General features: G+C 69.1%; 10 protein-coding genes. 4 read left to right on the top strand and 6 right to left on the bottom strand.

The features are described 5' to 3' along the window. Nucleotides 1-164: 164 nt before the first annotated feature. The 4 genes from ACLQ23_RS17845 to ACLQ23_RS17830 all read right to left on the bottom strand — a co-directional run bounded on the left by ACLQ23_RS17845 (nucleotide 165) and on the right by ACLQ23_RS17830 (nucleotide 14,406). Nucleotides 165-1,349: a low temperature requirement protein A gene (locus ACLQ23_RS17845; RefSeq protein ID WP_355632745.1), complete on the bottom strand. Its 1,185-nt coding sequence runs from the start codon at nucleotides 1,347-1,349 to the stop codon at nucleotides 165-167. Between the two features lie 237 nt (nucleotides 1,350-1,586). After that, nucleotides 1,587-2,486: an NAD-dependent epimerase/dehydratase family protein gene (locus tag ACLQ23_RS17840; RefSeq protein WP_425734795.1), complete on the bottom strand. Its 900-nt coding sequence runs from the start codon at nucleotides 2,484-2,486 to the stop codon at nucleotides 1,587-1,589. An 81-nt stretch (nucleotides 2,487-2,567) separates the two neighbouring features. After that, nucleotides 2,568-9,170 carry an SNF2-related protein gene (locus ACLQ23_RS17835; protein WP_425734796.1) on the bottom strand — a complete coding sequence of 2,201 codons (6,603 nt, stop codon included), beginning with the start codon at nucleotides 9,168-9,170 and terminating at the stop codon, nucleotides 2,568-2,570. Then, nucleotides 9,163-14,406, bottom strand: a complete 5,244-nt coding sequence (locus ACLQ23_RS17830) for a RecQ family ATP-dependent DNA helicase (RefSeq protein ID WP_425880832.1) — start codon at nucleotides 14,404-14,406, stop codon at nucleotides 9,163-9,165. The genes ACLQ23_RS17835 and ACLQ23_RS17830 overlap by 8 nt, the downstream gene beginning before the upstream one ends. 693 nt (nucleotides 14,407-15,099) lie before the next feature. Between ACLQ23_RS17830 and ACLQ23_RS17825 the strand changes: the two genes are divergently transcribed. After that, entirely contained in the window at nucleotides 15,100-15,510 is a 411-nt protein-coding gene (locus tag ACLQ23_RS17825; RefSeq protein ID WP_355631204.1) for a VOC family protein, read from the top strand. Nucleotides 15,511-15,632: 122 nt separating this feature from the next. Further along, a complete protein-coding gene (locus tag ACLQ23_RS17820) occupies nucleotides 15,633-16,052 on the top strand; it encodes a PPOX class F420-dependent oxidoreductase (RefSeq protein ID WP_355631207.1) in 420 nt (139 codons plus the stop codon). 37 nt (nucleotides 16,053-16,089) lie between these two features. Here ACLQ23_RS17820 and ACLQ23_RS17815 read toward each other — a convergent pair whose 3' ends face one another. After that, the gene (locus ACLQ23_RS17815; protein WP_425734797.1) at nucleotides 16,090-16,974 is read right to left on the bottom strand and encodes a bile acid:sodium symporter family protein; all 885 of its coding nucleotides are present in this window, start codon (nucleotides 16,972-16,974) and stop codon (nucleotides 16,090-16,092) included. Nucleotides 16,975-17,119: 145 nt separating this feature from the next. Between ACLQ23_RS17815 and ACLQ23_RS17810 the strand changes: the two genes are divergently transcribed. Beyond that, complete coding sequence (locus ACLQ23_RS17810) at nucleotides 17,120-18,454, top strand: glycoside hydrolase family 18 protein (RefSeq protein WP_355631213.1); 1,335 nt, start codon at nucleotides 17,120-17,122, stop codon at nucleotides 18,452-18,454. A 54-nt stretch (nucleotides 18,455-18,508) separates the two neighbouring features. Here the strand turns inward: ACLQ23_RS17810 and ACLQ23_RS17805 are convergent, their stop codons facing one another. Continuing rightward, the gene (locus ACLQ23_RS17805; RefSeq protein WP_355631215.1) at nucleotides 18,509-18,862 is read right to left on the bottom strand and encodes an effector-associated constant component EACC1; all 354 of its coding nucleotides are present in this window, start codon (nucleotides 18,860-18,862) and stop codon (nucleotides 18,509-18,511) included. A 180-nt stretch (nucleotides 18,863-19,042) separates the two neighbouring features. Here ACLQ23_RS17805 and ACLQ23_RS17800 point away from each other — a divergent pair, with 180 nt between their 5' ends. Then, the gene (locus tag ACLQ23_RS17800; protein ID WP_425880831.1) at nucleotides 19,043-21,853 is read left to right on the top strand and encodes a M14 family zinc carboxypeptidase; all 2,811 of its coding nucleotides are present in this window, start codon (nucleotides 19,043-19,045) and stop codon (nucleotides 21,851-21,853) included. Nucleotides 21,854-22,540: the final 687 nt, after the last annotated feature.

Below are 22,540 nucleotides of genomic sequence, written 5' to 3'. Positions count from 1 at the left end.
CGGAAGGCGCGCGCCCCGGTCAGATCCGCGTGGACGCCGGGACGCGGAGGGGGCGCAGAACATCGGACATTGTTCTGACCTCCTCTCAGGCTCGACGGCGTGCCCGCGAAGTTACCCGACGCGCTCGCCGGTCACAAGGCAGACGGCGCCACGTCCCGCGTCGACTACAACGTTGGGTTGGTCTGCGAGCCGCGCCCGTGGAGCACCCCGTCGGCGACGGCGATCCCAACCATGATCAACCCCGCGACGGCGGCCACGGCGACCGGCGGAAGGAAGGCCACAGGCGGCGCCGCCACGATCAGCACCAGCGCGCCGATCGGCAGCACCCCGGAGCGCGGCCGAATCGCGGATCGCTCCAGATAGGCGCGCCCGATCAGGAACAGCACCGGGCCGCCAAAGATGATCGCCACCAGCGCCCAGTCGATCGGCGGGTCGGGGTCGTCGATTACCTGCCCGAGCCCGACCGCCGTGCAGATGATGCCGGCGACGATGAGCATCAGACTGAAGCCCGACGACCGGGCCAGGCGCAGCGCGTCCGAGTCCGCGGACTGCCCCGGGGCCAGGTGGTAGAAGTACAGCCGCCAGAACGCCACGACTGTCACGAAGGCAGCCACGAGAGTGACGGTCCGCCCGGTCGAGAAGCCTGGGAAGCTCACCGCGAGCCCTGTCTCCAGCACCACCTCGGCCAGCGCGATCATAAAGAACTGGTTGTACCGCTCCGCCAGGTGCGCCTCGGAAATCCCGAACGGGTTGCTTGGTCGTTTCTCACCAAGGCGGGGCACCGGCCAGTGGGTGGCGGAGCCGACGAGCTCGATGGCGAGGGCGATGCTCCAGAAGACCCCACGCCCGAAGCCCCCGCTGATGCCGCCACCGATCCACAGCACAGCGGAGACCGCGTGCCAGGTGAGTACCCGGGCGGGGAGCCGCCCTCGCGGGTGCCCCCACTGGGCCAGCGTGAGATAGAGCGGCCGGCCCACCTGGATGATGACGTACGTGCAGGCGAAGATCAGACCCCGCTGGCCGAACGCCTGCGGCAGACTGACCGCCAGCACCAGCGTGCCGAACATCGTCGCCAGCAGGATGACCTGGATGTCGGTGCGGCGGGGATCGTAGGTGCTGGACATGACGGCGTTGAGAAACCAGATCATCCACATCGCCGTGAAGAACAGCAGCGTCTGACCCGCCTCCGACAGCAGTGTGTGCCGGACGATGGTCAGGTCGTCGGCGACCCGGCCCGCCAGACGCGCGAGCGCGAAGACGTAGACGACGTCGACGAGCAGCTCCAGGACTGTCGCGCTGCGCGGGCTGCGGCTGTCGGCCAGCCCGCGCGACCAGGAGGGCATCAGCATGCTCGTGCCCGGCCCGCCGGCCGGCAGGTTGGTCCCCGCACGTTGTCAGCTCAGCCGGTAAGGGGCCGCCGGTACGGTCGTGCCGACGATTCCGGCGAATGAGGTGGCCTGCGCCGATGCCATCGCCCGAGCCTCCCCGCCGACCGGTCCACCCCGTACCCGTTGAGGCACTTTATCCCGATCTTCGCGAGCTCCCGTGGGTTATCGCGGATCCGGCTGCGGCCCGACGGCACGGGCTCAACGACCGGACGGGTCCACATGGTTGCGCCACGAGTGCCGGGGTTCGAAGCCCAGGACCCGGCGGGCCTTGTCGATGCTGAGCAGCGTCTCGTGCTCGCCCAACTCCCGGCGGATCTCGACTCCCGGGTAGACCTCCGCCATGAGGCTGGCGCTGGACCTGGTCATGACGGTGTCGGCGTTGGCGATGATGAACACGTCGGCGCCGGGCCGGTCGTGGGCGAGCGCCCGTTCGACCGCCTGCGCGCCGTCGCGGGCGTCGATGTAGCCCCACAGGTTCCAGCGCCGCGCCCGCGGGTCGGCGTCGAACGAGGGGAACGCCGCGTAGTCCTCGACGTCCATCACGTTGGAGAACCGCAGGCCCACCATGACCAGCTCCGGGCTCCAGCGGCAGAAGTGCCGCGCCATCTCCTCTTCAAGGGCCTTGTTCAGCGAGTACGTCGACTCCGGCCGTGGCGCGTACTCCTCGTCGACGGGGGCGTACGGCGGCGGCGTGTCGAACGGCAAGCCGAGCACCGTCTCGCTCGACGCCCACACCACCCGCCTGATGCCGGCGGCCCTGGCCGCGGCGAACACGTTGTACGTGGCGGCGGAGTTGTTGGCGAACGTCGTCGCGTTGGACATCAGCCCGGGAGCGGGTACTGCCGCGAGGTGCACGACGGCCTCGACGCCGCCGGCGTGCTCGTCGGCGCCCCCGGTGAACGCCTCCACCACCTGGCCGTAGTCGGTGAGGTCGGCGAGGAGGAACTCGCCATCCACATCGCGCGGGTCACGTCCACCGGCGCGGTCCACCGCCAGCACGTCGACGCCCACGGCGCGCAGGTGCGCGACCACGGCACGGCCGAGCTTGCCGGTGGCGCCGGTGACGACGACGCGCCAGGGCAAGGCGGGCTTGGTCATCCTGACATCTTCTCCGGTGAGGCGCGGTGCCTAATACGCGGGTATGGCCCGCTCATCTCTGGGTGCCACCATCCGTGCTTCTCACTCAGCATCGCCGATCATACGGCGGATGTTAAGCAGTCGGTCGCCGTCCAGGGTGGCCGTCATCCGGCCAGCGTTGTCCCATCGCTCTAACGACCATCGACCCTTGTCCCGCCGCAAGGTGACCTTGGCGTACGGCCCCACCCCGTGCCATGCCCCACCGCGCAGCGACACGCCGAATGCGCCACGATCCAGCAGCTTCACCTTGCGCAGCTGAGTACAGGCGAGGCAGCGACCGTCGGTGGAGGCTACGCACCGGCGGCACAGCCGACCACTGCAGAGGACACACGGCTGGACGGCGTCGGGGCAGGCGGGACAGGTGGCGGTGAGGCAGGTCGCGCACACCTCCACGTGCCTCACCAGGTGGTGAAGGCGACAGACGCTCGCCTGATGCAACGGCGCCCCGGTGACGGCGTCGGGCAGGGAGCCGACGGTTTCCCCGGCCGCGACCTGGTACTTGACAGTCATGGTGTCGCCGTTCGCGAGGCGCCACTCCTCCTGCACGTCCAAGCCCACGGTCAGGTCCACTTCGCTGACCCGGCGGGTCATCGCCTGCTGCCGCAGTTCGGTCAACAACGCAGCCGGTATCTGTGGCCCAGCGGCAGGGGCGGTGGGCATGATGCCCGGCATGACGGCCGCGACAGCGGCGGTCGGGGACATCGCGGCCCGGCGCGGCTGACCGAAAGGCAGTCGCGTGATCTTCCGGCTGGCACGACGAGCAAGTGGGGTGGCGCCCAGAAGAGTTGGCCCGCGGAGGTCCCGTTCCGAGGTGTGCGCGGCGATCGACACCAACGCGTGCTCCCCGAGCAGTTCAACGCCGAGCGCGCCACGCAGGAGGTCGAGCTCACTGTCCTTGGTCACCTGATACCAGGTGGGCTGGTCACCGCGATGGCGAACGCCGAGTGACGTGTGATGTCCGACGGCCGCGATCACCACCGTCCAACCGTCGAGGTCGGCGGTGACGATAACCTCGGGTGCCGGACGCCAGCCGGTGTGCACCCACGATGCGATCGCCTCGGGAAACTGCCAGTCGGCCGTCTCCTCGATGACCTGACTACCGAGAGCCCGCCGTCGGACGAGGCCGCGTGCGGTGACGGCCAACGTCACGGCGGTGTGTTGGCGGCAGGCGACGCCGACCGTCCGCGTCGGCGGTGATGCGATGTCACCTGCGGCTTGGCGAATCAACCTCCGTCTGGCCGCCGGTGCGGACACCGGAATGGGTGCCGACGATCTCGTCTCGCCGAAGGCGTCGGCAAGGTCTGCGCGCAGCTCCGGGTCCAGGCCACTAGCAGCGGGCATTTCCGCCAACGAGGGCGCGTTGCCGGCACGCCGCTGACCATCGGTCTGAACCAGCCACTGGAAGGTCGTGTCCGTGTCGTGGCTGAGCACCAGCCAGTCTGGAGGAACCGGTGTCATCTGACCAGGCACCGTGCGAAGATCAACGTCCCCGCTGCCCCCGAGCTCCGCCGCCCGCAGCCGCAGCCGCAACACCTCCGGGTCGTCGGCAGTCGCCGTCTCCCAGTGTTGAAGCCCCGCTGCTCCGATGACCGCGACCTCGCTACGGTGCACCCCCCGCAGCACCACGACCGTGCCTTGCGCGTCGTGCCCGACAAGGACCGTGAGCCCTTCCAGGTGCAACTCACCGGGCAGTTGCCCGCGTTGTTCGGCAGTCGCCGGCTTCAGTTGGCTGCAGGTCAGACAGAGCGACCCCGGCCTGCAGGCCGCGCAGGCCGCGCGGTTGCAGAGTTCGCACGCGCGGACCGGTAGGTGCCGCGCGCAGTCGCCGCAGGATCGATCACCGCACCGTTCGCAGCGGGTCCGCTCAACCGAAGACGGATCCTTCGCCCGGCACATTCCGCAGGCCGGCCGTTCGCACGAGGAGCAGCCGGTGACGGTGCCGTCCTCTCCACAGCAGGGCCCGTAGAGGTGATCGCACACGGGGCAGTTGGCGCTCAGCTCATGGGCGGAGAGATGGCCGCGGCTGTCCACCGAAACCTCGCCCTCGGTGACGGTGCCGTCGGTCAACGCGGCGGCGAGCACCTCACCGGGCTGGACGAGGATGCGTCCCGCAAGCAGCCGGGAATCCAGCGGGGCCGCCGGTGCAATCAGGTAGCGCCGGCTCGCTGTTCCGTAGGGCGAGCGCCAGCTCTCTTCCACGGTCACGTACTGCCCGATCGGCACAGGGGTCAGCAGCTCATCCATCCCGGTCAGGACGGCACACAGCTGCGGATCTTCGACCCGTGCGGCTCCGGCGAACTCCGTGGAGATCGACTGGGTGGAGACGGGTGCGATCTCCGGGTCGCCCTCCCCCTCGGTGAGCAGGGTCCGGGACGTGACTGCGCGACGCACCACGTCCACGCCGTCGGCCGGCTTGCTGTATTGCAGCTCAGTAACAGGCGGTGGCTCCCATGGGTGGCGCACAACGGGCCGCGCGGGTGGCAGGCCCGCTGCGGAAACCAGACGCGCCAGTTGTTCCTCCGCGGCGAGGGTGGCACCGGGTACACCAGGAACGAACAAGGTGCTGCTGTGACTGCCATCGGTCAGCAGGCACACGAACGAACGGTGCAATCCGTCGATCTCCACGCCCACTGGCCCGACGGTGGTGCCGGCGATGGGCCGGCAATGCCGTTCGACGTCGTGCCGGCTGGGTTTCAGCGACGCGGTGTCAGAGTCGGCGAGCAGCGGCGGCCGGTCACCCTCGTGCCAGAACTCCCGGTAATGGAACTCCCCTTCCACGACGTCGACCCGTCGCACCACAGCGAAAGGAACCGCCGCAACCGCAGGCGGTACAGGTGCCGAGCCACGTCGTCGAAGATCCGCGAGCAGGGCACTGACACCAGCAGCGCTCTCTCCGGTGACCTGGAGGTCGGGGACGTCGGGCAGCAGGTCGGCCACGCTGGTGTCGACGTCAGCACCGGCGTGCTCCTGCCACGTCCACCAGACCGACGGTTGCACGTCCGCCCACGCGCTTCCGGCCGACAGATCGGAAGCGGCCATCGGAGGCGTGGCGGCTACCAGACCCGTTCCGACGGGCAACTGCAGCCGGACGGCGAGGCCGCGTAGCCTGGCCCGGACGGGGTCGAGAACGTCCGGGTCGGGCACCACGGTGCTGCGGTGGCCGTGCTCGTCGACGACGACGGCGTGCCGCTCACCCACGAGCAGGTACGCCTGACCGCCCAAGCGCCAGCCATGCTCGTAGTCGGTATCCAGTTCTGTGGCGCGGTCCGGCCGAGCGCAGCCGTTGCACAGCGCTCCGCTGTGCCGGCAGGTGGCGCAGGCTTCGCGACCACAGCCTGCGCAGGCCTGCACGGCGCGGGTCGGTCCGCAGGCACCGCACCATTCGGTCGCGCACACCTGGCAGCCGTGCAACGCCGCGCCGTCGACGACGTGCGCACCGCCGCACAGGGCGAGCGTGTTCAGCGCGGCACCGGTCGCCTCGCAGATCGGGGCGTGGTCGGCGAGGTTGCCGGTCCACGCATACCTGATCTCCCGGGTGATGCCGCTGTCGTGCTGCCAGCTCTCCACCACCATGAGCCGGTCGGAGCCGTGCATTTCCAGAGTGAGCAGTTCCGCTCGAAGCTCGGTGTCGGCCACCGGAGGGGCCGGCCGCCGGGCGGCCTCGATAGCGCGTTCGAGTTGCCGTTCCCACTCCATCAACTGGAGGTACGTCTGCGTGTTTTTGTGCTTGCGGAAGGACTTCTGTGCCGTCCCGAGTTGCTTCTCCAGGTTCGCGACCAGGGTCTCCTGGGCCTCCTTGCGGCTCCGATCCTCGGCCTGCCGCACCTCCCGCAGATGCTGCCGCAGGTGGACGACGGCCTGCTGATCGACAGCGTCCAACACTGCCCGCTCGGGCAGAGCGGTGGGCAGGGGTGCCCCGTCGGGCAGGGGCGAGCGGCTCTCGTCGACGCGTACCTGGGCACCGACATCGACGGTGATGAGCTGCTGATTGCCGCTGGTGGCGCCCTCCTGTACCCGGTAGGTGGCCCGGGCCGACCAGCCCTCGTCGGGCTCCACCCGCCGCTTGACCAGCTGTACGTCCGCCGCATGTCGAATCACCGCGCGTTGGTGCAGATCCGGTAGAACCGCCTCGGTCCCGGCCAGGTCACCCCGATCCCGCAGAACCTCCAACAGTTCGTCGAAGAGTTCCGAACCGACGACGCAGAGCTGCGCCTCGGGGTGATGATCTAGCGCGGCGTTGGTGAAGGCGAGGAATAGTTCGGTACGGCCTCCGAAAGCGGCGGCCAGGTCCGGAGGCAGCGAGGCGACGGTGAAACCCTCCGAGGGATGACTCAGGGTCGCTCCCGCCAACCCTAGGAAACGCCGGACGAACTGCTCGAGGTCCTTCTGCCGACGGCGCGGCCGCTCCGCGAGTTGCGGCAGCAACTCGCGGGCCTGCGGCTGAGCCTCACGCTTACGCCGTTCCTCCTGACGTTGCGCAAGCCAGTCGCTGAGCCCGGCGTCCGCGGCCATCATGGTCATCGCTCGACTGCGCGCGTGTTCGAGTTGGCTGCCCAACTCATCCAGCCGCCGCTGCATCGTGGCGTCGCTGTTTGCGTACAACGCCTGTAGCACCCTGTGCTCCATGCTGGAGTCCTGCGTGCCCTCCAACTCGCCGAGAACGGTCACGACCTGCCCGAAGAGCAGCTCGAACATGGCGAGTTTGTCGTGCAGGAGCCGGTAGACGGACTCATCGAGGGTGTTGCGGGCGAAGAGGTTGGCGATATGGACATCACGAGTCTGGGTAAGCCGGTGGACCCGACCAATCCGCTGCTCGACCCGCATCGGGTTCCATGGCAGATCGTAGTTGAGCACGCAGTTGCTGACCTGCAGGTTCTGCCCCTCGGCTCCAGCATCGGTCGAGACCAGGACCTGCGCGCGTCCCGACTTGAAGTCGGCGACTGAGGCGCCACGAGCGGCGTGGCTCATACCGCCGTGAAACGGTGCCGCGGTGATGCCGTCGGCGTCGAGCAGTCGGAGGATGCCGCCAAGCGTGTCGGTATGCTGGGTGAAGACGAGGACGCGACCATGTTCATCGAGCCACTGGCGGACCACGTTCAGAGCGACCTGTTCGCGGGAGGTGTGCCGGATGTCGCCGGCGAGATGACCAATCTCGGTCAAGGTCTCCCTCAGCCCTCGATCCGCCTCACGCTCGGCCATTCGCAGGGCACTGCGGGAGACCGCCTGGGGCGAGGCGGTGAGCCGCAGGGCGAGTTGCCGTCGCCGCATGGTGTCACCCGGGCCCGTCATCCGGTGCCTCAGGGTGTGCAGGAGCAGGTCGTAGAGCTGGCGTTCGGGGAGGGTCAGCTGCACCCCGTGATCCTGTGGGGGCATCCGGTGCACCCGGTCGACGCCGGCCTGCTGACGGGTGGTGCGGACGACCACGCTGCTGATCAGCTTCCGCAACTCCGCCGCGTTGACCGGCTTGCGCGGGTCGCGGCCGTCAACGAACCGGCGGGCGAAGTCACGTTCGGAGTCGAAGGTGCCCGGTCGGAGCAGCTCCACCAAGCGGTAGAGCTCGAGCAGGTTGTTCTGCACCGGAGTGGCGGAGAGGAACAGGACCCGGGGTGCCTTGGCGACCAGATCTCCGATGATCTCCCGGGTCTTGCGAGCGCCGGCGCCCGCGAGACGGTGCGCCTCGTCCACGATCACCAAGTCGAAGCCCTCACCCAGACGCTCGACGTTCCGCAGCACCAGTTGCAGGGTCATGATGATCCGGTCCTGCCTGAAGGCACGGGCGTCCTGTCCGCTGGCTACCACGGTGAAGTCCTCGTCGAACTTTTCCCGCAGCTCGTCACGCCACTGGTCCCGCAGCGGTGCCGGGCAGACGATCAGGACGCGCTGTGCGAGGCCACGCAGTATCAACTCCTTGAGAACGAGACCGGCCTCCACGGTCTTGCCGAGGCCCACTTCGTCAGCAAGGATGCCGCGGCCACCCATCCGGGTCAGCACGGTGCGGGCCGCGCCCTCCTGGTGTGGCATGTGTTCGATGTGCGCGGCATCGATGGCGAGCAGCTCGTCGAACTGGTCGAGAGTAGCCAGGCGCTCTCCCTCGAGCCGCATCCGCACAGCATCGGCGGGATCCCATCCCCGATTGCGCAGGGCTCCGGTCATGTGTGTGCGAGCGCTTCGAAGGAAGCCGATGTCGCCCTGCCAGGCGTATTCCTCGCGCTGACGCAACCGGTAGCGGCCGCCGGTGCTCCCCCGCCGCTGCGGACGAGTGTCGGCGCGCGCGGCGGCGGCTCCCCGGGCTACCGGGGCCGCACCCGGTGTCCCCGCCACGCCCGGCGGGCGCGTGGTCACGGACAGCCGGGTCCCCGGCGAGACCACGACGAGGCGGATGGCTTCGCTGCCCCGCCGTTCGAGCCTCAGCAGGCCACCGATCCGAGCGGTGTCCTGTAGGTAGTCGGCCAACGTCTCACCAGCGAGCCGCCGCCGACCCGCAACCCAGGTCACCGGCAGGGACTCCTCCTCCACCACCAGCGCCAGGTCCATCAGTTGGTTCGCCAGACCCAAGCGGGCACTCTCGACCGGGCCGAGAGAGATCTCGCCGCTCTCCAGCATCTCGGCGTTGATGACCCTCTCGACACTTGCCACCTCACCCATGCCGGCCTCCCAACCGTTCCCGCCCGGCATCGGTGACAGCCAGACTTGTGTAACTCCTGCTATCCCGCTCGATCTGATCGCGGACGAGCAAGCCAGCACCGACGAGCCGGTCAGTCGCCTCGTCCCAGCGGCGGTCGGCGCCCCGCACGTGGCGCAGCGCACCGAACTGAGGGCAACGACGCAGGCCAGCCCCGATGGGCTGTCCACCGGCCAGGACTTCCGCGCCGAGGACCGCGGCTTTCAACCCGACCGCGCCGTAGCGACCGGTGCGCAGGGTCGAGGCCCATCCCACAGCCTGCAGAACCGTCAGCTCGACGTTGACCAACTGCTCGGGGTCAGGCACCGCCGACGCGGGAAGGTCGTGCCACGGAGATGTCCCCCCGCAGCCGTCACAGGCGTCGTGCTCAGCACCGCACGAGTACGACGGAAAGCCGAAGTAGGCGACCATAGCGGCACGGCGGCACCCGCTACCGAGGTACGAAAGCATCGCTTCGAGCTGCCGCCGCTGCCAGAGGTTCCATCGCCGAACCTCCCGTTGCAACACCGCGGTGTCCAACTGCCGGCTGCGCACTCGCAGCCGGCGGTACCGCTGCGACGACGAGAAGGTGATGAGCCGGTCGAGCGACCAAGCCACGAGATCGCGTTCCAACGCGTCGGGGTCGACACCGTGGTCCGCCTCAAGCCGATCGAAGTCGATCCGGCTGCCCACCTGTGGGCGCAGCTTCAGCAGCACGGACAACTCGCGGAATCGGCGTCGCTCCCCTTGGTCCGCCGGTTCCCGAACACCGACGTGGACCGTGCCCCGGGCCGAGCAGTCCGGAAGCTGTTCCACCGCGCCGGCACGCTCCAGCCAGCCCAGCAGAACGTTGAGCTCGTCCGGCTCGACCGCGACCGCTTCGGCCAGTTCCTCCGGATCGAACACCACGTCAGCGCCACGGCGACGTTGGGTCAGCAACAGGCTCAATGCGCGTCGGGCCTGCGCCAACCGGTGCCCCTCAGTCGTGTCGGCCACCTGAGCGCGGCGGCGGGCGATGTCGCCCTGGCCGTACAACAACACGCACTGGCCGTGCAGATCGGCGGAGCGCGCGGCGCGACCTGCCTCCTGCACGTACGCGTCGAGCGACTCGGGTAGGTCGTAGTGCGCCACCCATCCGACGTCAGGTTTGTTGACGCCCATCCCGAATGCTTTGGTGGCGACGATGACCTGGGTGGTGCCGGCGAGGAAGTCGTCCTGGACGGCCTCGCGCTGCTCCGGCACCATTCCCGCGTGATAGTGCCGGGCCCGGATGCCCGCGCGACGCAGCAGAGCGGCCACCTCCTCGGTGACTGCGCGCCGCGAGGCGTACACGATGCCCGGGGACGGTCCCATCGCCGTCGCGATCCTCAGCAGTTCGCGGGCCCGCTCCCGTTCACCACCCACCTTGGTCACCTGGAAGCGGAGATTCGGGCGATCGGCAGGTCGGGTGACGACCACCGGGTCAACGAGTTCCAGGGTGCCGATAATGTCCTGCAAGACCGGCTCTGTGGCCGTGGCTGTCAACGCCATCCGTGGAGCTCGGCCCAGGTGCGCCACCGCCCGCGACACTCGTCGGAACTCGGGCCGGAAGTCGTGCCCCCAGTCACTCACGCAGTGCGCCTCGTCAACCACGAGGCCGGCCAGGTGCTGCCGCTCCAGCGCCACCCTCAGCACCGGATCCCGCACCAGCCGCTCTGGCGAGACATAAAGCAGACGAATCTTTCCCGCCGCCAGGTCCCGCAGGATTTCGTTGCGAACGGCGGCAGGGGTGTTGCCGGTGATGCCCTGGACGCCCCGAAGCCCTCGGCGACCTCGAAGGTCATCCAATTGGTCCTTGATCAGTGCGACGAGCGGACTGACCACCACCGTCGCCCGGTCCTCCGGGCGCAAGAGGGCGGGAAGCTGAAAGCAGAGCGACTTGCCGGTGCCGGTCGGCAGGACACCGACGGTGTCGTCGCCTGCCAGGTGAGCCCGCATCAGCTGCAACTGCGGATCGCGCAGCTCGTGTACCCCGAAGAGCAGCCGTGCCCCCTCGCGCAGTTTCGGTTCCGGGTCCTCTCCAGGCGCCAGACGCAGTCGTTCCAGCGTGGCGTCCATGTCACTGCGAGCGAGAGACAACGCGGCTGTGAGATCTGGCTGCTCACCAGTGACGAACTGCACGGCGAAGCGCCAAGCGTCGTCGCGGTCGACCGCGTGGTGAATCGCGGGCCCGGGCAGGGAGGAGAGGAGAATCCGGTTGGCGCTGCCGGGTGACTGCATCCGCCGGTCGCAGATCAGCGCGACACCCCGGTCGGTCTCGCTGCGAATCAGGCGACCGAAACCCTGCGCAAGCTGCACTGCGGTCTTGGGTACGAGGTAGTCCAGGAATGGATCGCCACCCCGGTCGGCGATGGCACGGGCCCGGGCACTGACCACTGCGTCGTCGGGATGCGGGTACGGCGGTTTCTCGATGATCAGGTAACTGAGCGTCTCACCTGGCGCGTCGAAGCCCTGCCAGTAGGACCGCAGACCGTACACAACGCTCCCCGGCTCTGACCGGAACCGGGCGGCAATCTCGGCCCGGCCGGCCTCGCCCTGCACAAGCAGGTGCACGCCCCGCTCGGCCAGCGGCTCCGAGCGCTGCCGTACGAGGCCGGCCACGGCTTCCATCCGACGACGCGCGGCGAACAGCGTCATCGAGCGGCCGCCGGTCAACGACAGCAGACCGACCTGGTCGCGGGCGAACTCCTCGACGAACTCCCGTTCCTGGCCCGGCACGGGTACAGGCAGGTGGCTGGTGAGGACGACGGCGGACTGGGTGGCGTAGTCGAAAGGGCTGCGCAGCTGTCGTCCGTCGAAGACACCTGGCTCGCCGCTGCCCCGTTCCACCCGAATCCCCAGCCGGTCACTCAGATAGTCGAAACTGTCACCGGTCGTCAAGGTCGCGCTGGTCAGGGTGACGCTGCGGGCCGGTCGGACAATGCCGTCCGCGAATGCCGGACCGACGTCGACCGGAATGCACTCGAAGGTCCATTCAGTCTGGGTAATCTGATCCGCTGACACCGTGGTGGGAGTAGTCTCGGCGCTCGTTGCAGGGTCCGTGTCGGTGCCTGGTTGGCCCGAGAGCCGGTAGACCCAGAGATGCTCGTCGGGCAGGTCCCTGAGCCGCCCGAGCACCTCGCCGGCGTTCCCGACGGAGCGAGCCAGGCCAGTGACGCGAACCAGCAGGCCCTTGAGCAGCAGCCGTGCGCGGCCGCTCGCCTCGGGGATTTGCGCCCTGGCGCCCGTCTCAAGCGCGGTCAGCTCGGTCCCCAGTTCCCGCAAACTGCGGTTGGTCTGCCGCACCTCCTCGATGAGCTGCCGATACTCAGTTCGGCTGTATACCACCCCCAGCTGCGGGACTGCGGAGCGGTTCACGCCGCCGTACTCGTGCAGATACTGCTGCACTGCGCCGGTCAACCGATCGCAGTCCTGCCGCAACTGTCGAGCCATGACCGGCATGGCCCGCTCTCGGCGCAGGTCGGTTCCGGCAGCGGCGAGCCGGCGCAGGTGCCGGTCGAGTCCGTTCCTGCCGTCGAGCCTCGCCGCCATGCCGATAAGCTCGCGCCGGCCGACGACCTCCGTCCACGCGGCCGTCAGCGATTCTTCCAGCTCGTGTGCCTCGTCGAAGATGACGTCACCGTGGCCCTCGGCGAGAACGTCCCCAGGGCTCCGCTGACCTTGCTGAGCGAGCTTCGCCCAAGTTGCGATCAGGGCATGATTGACAGCGACAACACCGGGCCGTTCCCGCATCCCGGCGAGTCTTGTGAACAACGGGCACCGGTCTGCCCAGGAACATTCATAACGTTCGCAGGACCCGGCGTCGGTACGCAGGGTGTCCCGCAAGCCCTGGTAGGCGGGGCGCCCGCCGGCGACATCCGCGTCCGCGACGTCATCCCACACCCCCGTCTCACCGACGGCGAGCGCTCGGACAGCGACGGCCAGCGCCATCCAGTGGTCAGTGCCGGCGCTCTCATCCGACGACTCCAGAGCGGAGGCGATCTCCCGCGAGCAGAGGTAGTTGGATACCCCGAAGAGCTGACGGAACGGGGCACGGAACAGACCTTCGGCTCGAAGCCGAGTCACATCGCGCCGCAGTTGCTGCTGGAGGACCTTCGTTGCGGTGGCGACCACGACAGGCCGACCAGGACGGGCTTGTCGTCCGGCCGGCGTCAGATAAGCCAGGGACTTGCCCGTGCCGGTGGGCGCTTCGACCGCGAGTAGACCACCCGCGTCGAGCACCTCAGCCACCGCCCCGGCCATTTCCCGCTGCGACGGCCGGGCCGCGTAGCCACGCTCACCCAATTGGCTGAACACCTGACGTACCGCGTCTGCGGCCGTACCGGATTGGGCCCCTCCGACCGGCTCGAGCAGGGGGTCAGGGGCGCAGGAGAGTACGTCCCGGATGTTCACCGGCATCGGTGCCTCCGGCAACAATCGAGCAAGGTCCGATCCGCCCGCGACGAGACAGGCCCGCGCAACCTGCCACGACGCGTCAGAGCCGTCGATCCGGCTGACCAGAACACGCAGACACGCGGCGAGGGCAAGGGCGTCGCCCAGCGGATCGCCGTTCCCCTGCTCGACACCGAAAACCGCGCACATCTCGCTCATTCGACTGGTCGGTCGATTGGGCTCATGAAGCAGCGCCAGTATCCGCAGATCAGCTCGGAGATCAGGCAGGCAGCGGTCGATTTCGCCTGGTAGGTGCGACCAGCGATCACCGTTCAGGCAGTATCCGACCAGGCCCGCAGCTCCGACGAGGAAATCACGAATGTCATCGGACCGGTTCGGACTCGCGCTGAAAATCCGCGCCTCACCACCCCGCATCCGTACGACTGCCAGTTCCGCCTGCTGGTGCGCCGACGTCCCCGGCACCACGACGACGAGATCCTCCAGCAGCGTCGCTGCTGGAGGGTCAACCCTGTTCCATGCAAAGCCTGCCTCGTCTACGACTTGTGCTGTTGCAGACGCCGCATCCGGGCCGGCTGAGCCGGACGGCCGAGGTGGATGGCTCAGTCGGTCGTGGTCGTCGATGACGAACGCCGATGGAAAGCGCTCCGGCAGTTTCGCCAACCGCGCCGCGGGCAGCACGATGCCACTTTCCCGAAGGGCGTCGGCGATTTCATCGGGCGTGAGCGGCCCCCGTTGTGCGATCACGTCGGATGCTGCGGCGACATTCGGGGGTAACGCCCGCGTTCCCATAGCTTCACTCCCCCTCTGCTGCCCCGAAAGCTGCGGCAGCGAAGGGGTCCGAGCCGGCGACGTAGCCCGCCCTTCCGGGCGCTGCCGGCCCGCTTTCGAGCCGGCGACCAGTGATGCGTCGGCAGAAATTGGTCAGCGCCCGCCAATCGGTCACGGGCTGACTAAACGTAGGCAGCGACTCAGTCGGTCGGGATCCTCCGGACGGACGGCTTCGACCAACCGAGCTGCCGCCCGAGTGCCCCGAGTCGACCCGGGAGGGCTACTACCGGCCCACGCAATCCAACTCTGCAATTTCGAGGCCGCGGTCGTCATGCACCAGAAGCCGAACCCGGCTGTTGATTGGCCGGCGTCCGCCGCCACCTGATACCTGTGGGACGACGGCCGGATCCTGGTGAACATGGACGAGTCCCGTCGCCGGCTGGGCACGTCCGCAACGATCCCCGAGTCCTCTTCACCGTGCTGGACGAGGCCGGCTGGTACACCCATCTCAGCGTCACCGGGGCGTGTCGTCGAGCTGCGACTGGACGAGGGCCCCCGCGCCCAGGTCAGCTGACACCTGCCCGTCAGGGCGTCACGGCGGTGGCGGAGCGGGCGCCGACACGGGTCACCCGGTAGCCGGAGGCCGCCCCCGTTCGCCGGATCGGTCAGGAATCGAGAAGTACGCGACGGTGCGCCGTCCCTAGCATCATCGCCATGGACATCACCATTCACACGACAGTTCTTCCCCACGTCGACCCCGAGGAGTCGCTGGTCTTCTACCGCGACGTGCTCGGCTTCGAGGTCCGCACCGACGTCGGGCAGGGCACCATGCGGTGGATCACCGTCGGCCCCGTCGGGCAGCCCGACACGTCGATCCTCCTGGCCCCGCCGACAGCCGACCCGGGGCTCACCGAGGACGAGCGGCGCATGATCTCCGAGATGATGGCCAAGGGCACCTACGGCTGGATCCTGCTGGCCACCCGCAACCTCGACGACACGTTCGAGAAGGTGCAGGCCCGCGACGCCGAGGTCGTCCAGGAACCGACCGACCAGCCGTACGGCATCCGTGACTGCGCCTTCCGCGACCCCGCCGGCAACATGGTCCGCATCCAGGAGCTTCGCTGAGATTCCCCGGCGGCGGCTCGATCGACCTCGTGGCGACCCGCCCGTTGACGCGCGTCCCGGCGTGCACGGCGCCCTTGGATGCGTAACGTGCAGGGGTAACGCTCACGCGAGGAGGAGACTTCATGTCCAAGCCACCGCTTCCCGAGGCCGCTGTCGCCATGCTCCAGAAGCCGAACCCGGCTGTCATGACGACGCTCCAGGCAGGTGGCCAGCCGGTGTCCGCCGCCACCTGGTACCTGTGGGACGACGGCCGGATCCTGGTGAACATGGACGCGAGCCGCCGCCGGCTGGGCCATATCCGCAACGACCCCCGGGTCTCCCTCACGGTGCTGGACGAGGCCGGTTGGTACACGCACCTCAGCATCATCGGGCGCGTCGCCGAACTGCGCGACGACGAGGGCCTCGCCGACATCGACAGGCTGGCGCGACACTACACCGGCGACGCGTACCCCCGCCGGGAACGCGACCGGGTCAGCGCCCTCATCGAGATCGACCGCTGGCACGGCTGGGGCGCGCTCAAGGACAACGACCAGGTCGGCTGACGGCGCCCGTCAGGGCGTCACACGGCTGACCCCGCCGTCACGGCGTCACCGCGCTTGTGGAGCGGGCGCCGACGCGGGTCACCAGGTAGCCGAAGGCCGCCGCGGTGAAGAACATGACGATGCCGTAGACGGCGCCCGGGATCGCCATCTGGGTGCTGTCGAGCAACGCCGGGCTGAGCGCGATCGTGATGGCAAGTGTGCTGTTGTGGATGCCGATCTCGAATCCGGCTGCCGTCGCGGCCCTCCGGTCGACGCCGGCCAGCCGGGGCACCCCGTAACCGATCGCGAGGCTCAGCAGGTTGAACGCGAGGACGGCCAGGCCCACGGAGACGAAGTAGTCGGCGATGTTCTCGCGTTCACCGAGCACGGCCCCGGCGATCACCGCGACGAGCACGACGACGGAGAGGATCCGGACCGGGCGGTTCAACCGCTCGGCGACCTGCGGCACCCGGGCCCGGATGAGCATGCCGATCGCGACCGGGATGAGCACGATGGCGAAGACCTGGAGGACCTTGTCGAACTGTAGGCCGATGCTGCGCCCGTCGGGCAGGAAGTACGCCGCCGACAGGTTGACAAGGATCGGCAGGGTGAACGCGGCGAGCACCGAGTTGATGGCGGTCAGTGTGATGTTCAGGGCGACGTGCCCTCCGAACAGGTGGCTGTAGAGGTTGGCGGTCGTGCCGCCCGGGGACGCGGCCAGCAGCATCATGCCGACGGCCAGCTCCGGCGCCAGGCCGAAGGCGAGGACGAGGCCGAAGCAGATCGCCGGCAGCACCAGCACCTGGCACACCAGCGCGATGACTGCGGCTCTCGGATGCTGGGCCACCCGGCGGAAGTCCTCGACGGTCAGCCCGAGACCCAGACCGAGCATGATGATGCCGAGGGCGATGGGCAGGCCGATCAATGTCAGGGCTGAGTCCATGGCACAACATCGTTACCACCAGGTAACGCCGTCACAATCCCCCATGGGGCTGGCCGCTCTTGACCGTTGACGGTGATCGGCTTAACTTCATCAATCAGATAAGTCTCTTTACTAATTGTGCTTGATGCCCCGTGGGAGTGTGCCGATGCGACAGTTGCGCCACCGCCGTCTCACAGCAGTCGTCGCCCTGGCGACCCTGCTGATCACCGCCGCCCCGCCCACCGCCGCGAGCGCCGCTGCGGGTGCGGGCGCCAAACCCGACCGCGCCGGCTACCACCGGGTCGGCTACTTCACCCAGTGGGGCATCTACGGCCGCGCCTTCCCGGTCAAGAAGCTCGACACCTCCGGGGCGGCCAGCCGCCTCACCCACGTCAACTACGCCTTCGGCAACGTCAGCGAGGACGGACGCTGCTATGTGGACGGCGGGCCGGGCGAGGGCGACGCGTGGGCCGACTACCAGCGACCGGTGCCCGCCGAGGAGAGCGTCGACGGGATCGCCGACGCCCCCGGTCAGGCGCTCAACGGCAACTTCGGCCAGCTGGCCAAGCTGAAGGCCAAGCACCCCAAACTGAAGGTGCTGATCTCGCTGGGCGGGTGGAGCTGGTCGACGTACTTCTCCAACGCCGCCCGCACCGACGCCTCCCGCAAGGCGTTCGTCGCGTCCTGCATCGACATCTACCTCAAGGGCAACCTGCCGGGCAGCCCGGGAGCCGCGGCAGGCGTCTTCGACGGCGTCGACCTCGACTGGGAGTGGCCGAACTGGGAGGGCGAGCCCGGCAACGTCATCCGCCCCGAGGACCGGGAGAACTTCACGAAGCTGCTCGCCGAGTTCCGCAGGCAACTCGACGCGTACGGGCGCACGACCCGCGCGCACCACCCGCTCACCGCGTTCCTGCCGGCCAACCCGGCGACAATGGACGCCGGCTACGAGGGCCGCAAGATCTTCAAGTACCTGGACTTCGCCACAGTGCAGGGCTACGACTTCCACGGCAGTTGGGACGCGGTGACCAACCAACAGTCGGCGCTGCGCGTACCCCGGGGCGCCCCGGACAACCCGGACTTCTCCGCCGAGGTGGCCATCGACGGCTGGATCGCCCGTGGCGCGCCCCGCAACAAGCTCGTCCTGGGCATCCCGTACTACGGCCGGGGTTGGACGGGCGTCACCGGCGGCGGCAACGGCCTCTTCCAGCCGGCCACCGGCCCGGCGCCGGCCACCTTCGAGGCCGGCTACGAGGACTACAAGCAGCTCAAGACCCTCGCCGGCAAGGGCTACACAGTGCACCGCGACCTGCGCTCCGGGCACGCCTGGCTGTTCGACGGCACTACCTTCTGGACGTACGACGACCCGGCTGTCGTACTGCAGAAGACGCTCTACATCAGGCAGGCGGGTCTGGCCGGCGCCATGATGTGGTCGCTGGACGGCGACGACGACAACGCCACGCTGACCAAGACGATCGGCCTCGGCCTGACCACCTGGTAGGCGTACCGCGCTCCTGGCCCGTCGCCGACCGGTTCCCGGCCGGTGGCGGGCCGACTACCGGGCGGCCACCGCGCACACCGCGGCCTCGACGAGCGCCGTCACCTGGCCCATGTCACGAGCCCGGGGTACGTCCAACTCGGCCGACCACCCGGCGGGACCAGTCAGCGTCACAGTCACGTCGTCGCGGCGATGGGTCAACCAACCGGCGAGCGCTTGGACCAGCACCATTGCCGCGCCGGCGTCGCCGACCGCCACCAGCAGAACAGACGCCTCCTCCTCCGTGTCGGTTGCGGCAGTGGTGACCGTCCCGTGCAGCCGGTCGTCGGCGCGCAACCAGGACGCCAGCGACCGCTGCGCGTCGGCCACCGGACGATCCGAGTGCAGCGCGAGTGTGATCGAATCCGGCAACGTTCTCCTCCTCGGCAGCGGAGTGATCGGCGCAGCCCCGTCACTCCCGTCATCCTGCCAGCCGGCCCGGACACCGGCATCCCACCCAGTCACCGATGTCGATCGGGCCTTGACCACGGTATCGACGCTTCATAGGCTCCGGCCACTGCGAGGCTGTTCCCGAGAGGGGAAACACGAGACATGGCCCCATCGATGCGCCAGTTCCGGTCGGTCCCACCGAGGCGGCTCGCGAGCGCCGCCACTATCGCCCTCCTGCTCGGCATGACTCCCCTGCTCGGCGGCACACCGGCCGCGAGCGCCGCCGCCCGGCCCACCCCGTGCAGCAACGACCCGGGCGCGCGGTTGAGCACCGTTCCCGCCCCGGAGGCCGTGCTCGGTTTCCCCCTCGGCGTCGGCCAGGAGCGGGTCGTCACCAACGGCGAGGTCCGCAGCTACCTCGCGGCGGTGGACAACGCCTCGGACCGGGTCGTCACGGGCGTGATGGCCACAAGCGTGCTCGGGCAACCGCTGCCGTACGCGGTGGTGTCAAACGAGCGCCACGTCAAGCCGGCCGCGCTGCGTGCGATCGCCGACGACGTACGCGACCTGCGGGATCCCCGCCGGACCAGCGCGCGCACGGCCGCCAAGACGGCGAAGGACAGCCCGGCCATCGTCTGGGTCACCGCCAACGTGCACGGCGGCGAGAAGAGCGGCACCGACGCCGCCCTCAAGACGCTGTACGAGCTGGCCGCCGGCCTGTCCTGCGACGTTGCCAAACGCAACGACAACCTGGTCACCATCATCGTGCCGACGCAGAACCCGGACGGCCGCGACGCGACCCGGCGGCAGAACGAGTTCGGCTTCGACATGAACCGGGACTGGTTCGCCCGCACCCAGCAGGAGACCGACGGCAAGCTCGAACTGCTGCGCCGCTACCCGCCGCAGGTGTTCATCGACGCCCACGAGATGGGCGGCAGGCAGTACTTCTTCCCGCCCAACGCCGACCCGATCCACCACGAGATCGCCGGTGAGGCAGTGGACTGGATCAACCGGATCGGCGAGGCGAACAAGGCCGGCTTCGGCTACAACGGCGCCTGCGACGACACCGTCACGACCGAGTGCTACTTCAACTACGACACGTACGACATGTTCTTCATGGGCTACGGCGACACCGTGCCGACCACCGGCTTCGGCGCGGCCGGCATGACGTACGAGAAGGGCAGCGCTTCCGCCGTCGCCGACCGGGTGCAGCAGCAGTTCCACACCCAGTGGTCGACGCTCGGCTGGGCCGCCGCCAACAAGCGCGAGGTGCTCAGCGGCTACTTCGACATCTGGACCGACGCGCTGGCCCAGGGCAGGGCGGGCACGCTGGAGCCCAACGAGGTCGTGCAGCCCACAAACGAGGTCCAGTTCCCGGTACCGGACATCACGATCCGCTCGTACTTCCTGCTGCCCGACCGGCAGCTCGCCGACGTCCGGCAGCTCGTCGAGCGGCTACGCCGGATGGACGTCGAGGTCTACGAGGTGCAGAAGCCGACCCGCGTACCCAACGCCCGGATCTTCGGCGGCCGCAGCGCCACGAACGTGACAGTGCCCGAGGGCGCGTACTGGATCCCGATGGACCAGCCGCAGAAACACTGGATCCAGGCGATCATGGGCGAGGACCCGTACGTGCCGTTCCCGTACTTCTACGACGTGTCGTCCTGGAGCAACCCGCTGCTGATGGGCGTGTCCACCCTCTACACCGGCGACACCGTCCGGCCCAAGGCGCAGCTCGTCCGCAAGGTCTCCGGCGGCCGGTCCGGGCTGGCGTGGCCGTGGGGCTCGTACACGTACAAGCTGGACTCGGCTGCCGCTGCGGAGTTCACCTTCACAGTGCTCGGCCGTGGCGTACCCCTCGTGCGGGACCTCACGACGAACACTGTGGCCATCGCGGCGTCGAAGGTGAGCCGGAGCGTCGACGACCTGGCCCGGTCGCTCGGTGTCACCCTGACACCGGCCGGGCGGCCCACCGGCACCCGACTCAGCCTGCCCGACGTCGGACTGTTCCAGGGCACCGGCATCTCCACCACGTCGGGCTCGCACGGCGAGGCCCGGTACGTGCTCGGCAAGCGGTGGGGCCTGGACCTGAAGCCGGTCACCACCGCCGACATCAACGACAACACCGAGGCGTTCACCGGCCGTACCGTGCTGCTGGTGCCCGACGGCAGCAACGCCACCGGCGGGCTCACCGCCACCGGGCAGGCAAACCTGCGCGACTGGATCGCGCAGGGCCACACCTACATCGGACTGCGCAACGAGGGCACACGGATGGCCCGCGCGGCCGGGCTCACGTCCACCACCGAGAAGCCCAAACCGGCCGACTACCTGGTGATCGGCTCACACCTGCGGGTCGACGTCGACCGCGACAGCCCTGTCGCCCTGGGCCGTCCCGCCGAGGACTTCGAGTTCAACAACAGCGACCCGATCCTCAACCCGAGCACCACCGGGACGAACGTGCTCACCTACCCGACGGGCGACACGTTCTGGGCTAACGGCTACACAGTGGGCGCGGACACCCTCAAGGGCACGGCAGCCGTCGTCGACGAACCGACCGGCGCGGGTCGGGCGGTGCTGTTCGCGTTCAACCCGCTGTTCCGGGCGTACAACGAAAATGGTCTGCACCTGGTGGCCAACGCGCTGCTCTACCCGGCGGGCGCGACCACGCCGGACGCCCGGCGCTCGACCGGGGTCGACCCGGCGCGGGCCAACGCCGCCGCCGCGCCCGTAACGGCGGACCTGGGCGGCGGGTGGCGGCCCATCACCATCCAGGTCGCGGCCGCGGACCTGCCGCGCGCCCAGGCCATCGTCGAACGCTTCACCACCGACGCGAAGATGTCCGCGAAGAACGGCTCGGTGTACGTCGTGATCCCGAACCCGGAGGGACGCCAGGTCGACGAACACCCGTTCCTCGCCAACCTGGTACGCGCCCTGCGCGACGCCCAGGTGCCGCTGCGATCAGTGGTGGGCTGACGCGAAGCGCCCGCCCCTCGACCTGGGGGGCGGGCGCTTCCGCGCGATCTGGGGTCAGCATCGCGTGGTGTAGGGATCTGGCGGGATCCATGACCGCCGGGCGACCTCGGCGACGACGCTTGCCAGGAGGCCGGGCTCTTGCTTTCGGGGTCCTTGGAGTCCTTAGAGTCCTTGGAGTCCGCACGCCGACGACGTGTGGCATCGCCTGGCCACGCTCGCCGGTCTTCGCCACCCACCGGTTCGACCGCGCGGTCCTCCTCGCCCACCTGACGACGCTTCAGGCCGAGGCCAACAGCAACCCGACCGCCCTGAACCCGACCGCCCCGCCGGCCGACCCGATCGAACGCCTCACCCCCCGGGCGTCCGCCCGCTAGCCGCCGCTAGTTGCCCGCGCCCCCGCAACGGCGCCCAAATCCCGGAGATCTTGGACAGTTTCCGTTAGCCGCTAACGGAAACTGTCCAAGATCTGGAGGCACGATGGCCAGGCGGCCCGGCGGACCAGCGGCACGACAGCCCGGAGCACGACGGCACGACGGCGAATCGGCGGCCCGGCGGCACAACGGCGGATCAGCAGCGCGGCCAGAGACCGGTGGGCCCGGCGGCGGTTCGGCGGCACGACGCCGGATTGGCAGCGCGGCCCGCAGACCGGCGAGCCCGGCGGCCGCGGCACGACGGCGCGACGGCACG

Origin of the sequence: Micromonospora sp. DT41 (genome assembly GCF_049841715.1) — a bacterium.
Taxonomy (GTDB): Bacteria; Actinomycetota; Actinomycetes; order Mycobacteriales; family Micromonosporaceae; genus Micromonospora; species Micromonospora profundi.
The sequence above is the reverse complement of the archived record's forward strand: the minus strand, read 5'-3'. Positions and strand labels throughout refer to the sequence as shown.

Excerpts from the sequence above, each read along its gene's own strand:
- ACLQ23_RS17845 (WP_355632745.1), bottom strand. The coding sequence starts at position 1,349 with ATGCTGATGCCCTCCTGGTCGCGCGGGCTGGCCGACAGCCGCAGCCCG.
- ACLQ23_RS17840 (WP_425734795.1), bottom strand. The coding sequence starts at position 2,486 with ATGACCAAGCCCGCCTTGCCCTGGCGCGTCGTCGTCACCGGCGCCACC.
- ACLQ23_RS17835 (WP_425734796.1), bottom strand. The coding sequence starts at position 9,170 with ATGGGTGAGGTGGCAAGTGTCGAGAGGGTCATCAACGCCGAGATGCTG.
- ACLQ23_RS17830 (WP_425880832.1), bottom strand. The coding sequence starts at position 14,406 with ATGGGAACGCGGGCGTTACCCCCGAATGTCGCCGCAGCATCCGACGTG.
- ACLQ23_RS17825 (WP_355631204.1), top strand. The coding sequence starts at position 15,100 with ATGGACATCACCATTCACACGACAGTTCTTCCCCACGTCGACCCCGAG.
- ACLQ23_RS17820 (WP_355631207.1), top strand. The coding sequence starts at position 15,633 with ATGTCCAAGCCACCGCTTCCCGAGGCCGCTGTCGCCATGCTCCAGAAG.
- ACLQ23_RS17815 (WP_425734797.1), bottom strand. The coding sequence starts at position 16,974 with ATGGACTCAGCCCTGACATTGATCGGCCTGCCCATCGCCCTCGGCATC.
- ACLQ23_RS17810 (WP_355631213.1), top strand. The coding sequence starts at position 17,120 with ATGCGACAGTTGCGCCACCGCCGTCTCACAGCAGTCGTCGCCCTGGCG.
- ACLQ23_RS17800 (WP_425880831.1), top strand. The coding sequence starts at position 19,043 with ATGGCCCCATCGATGCGCCAGTTCCGGTCGGTCCCACCGAGGCGGCTC.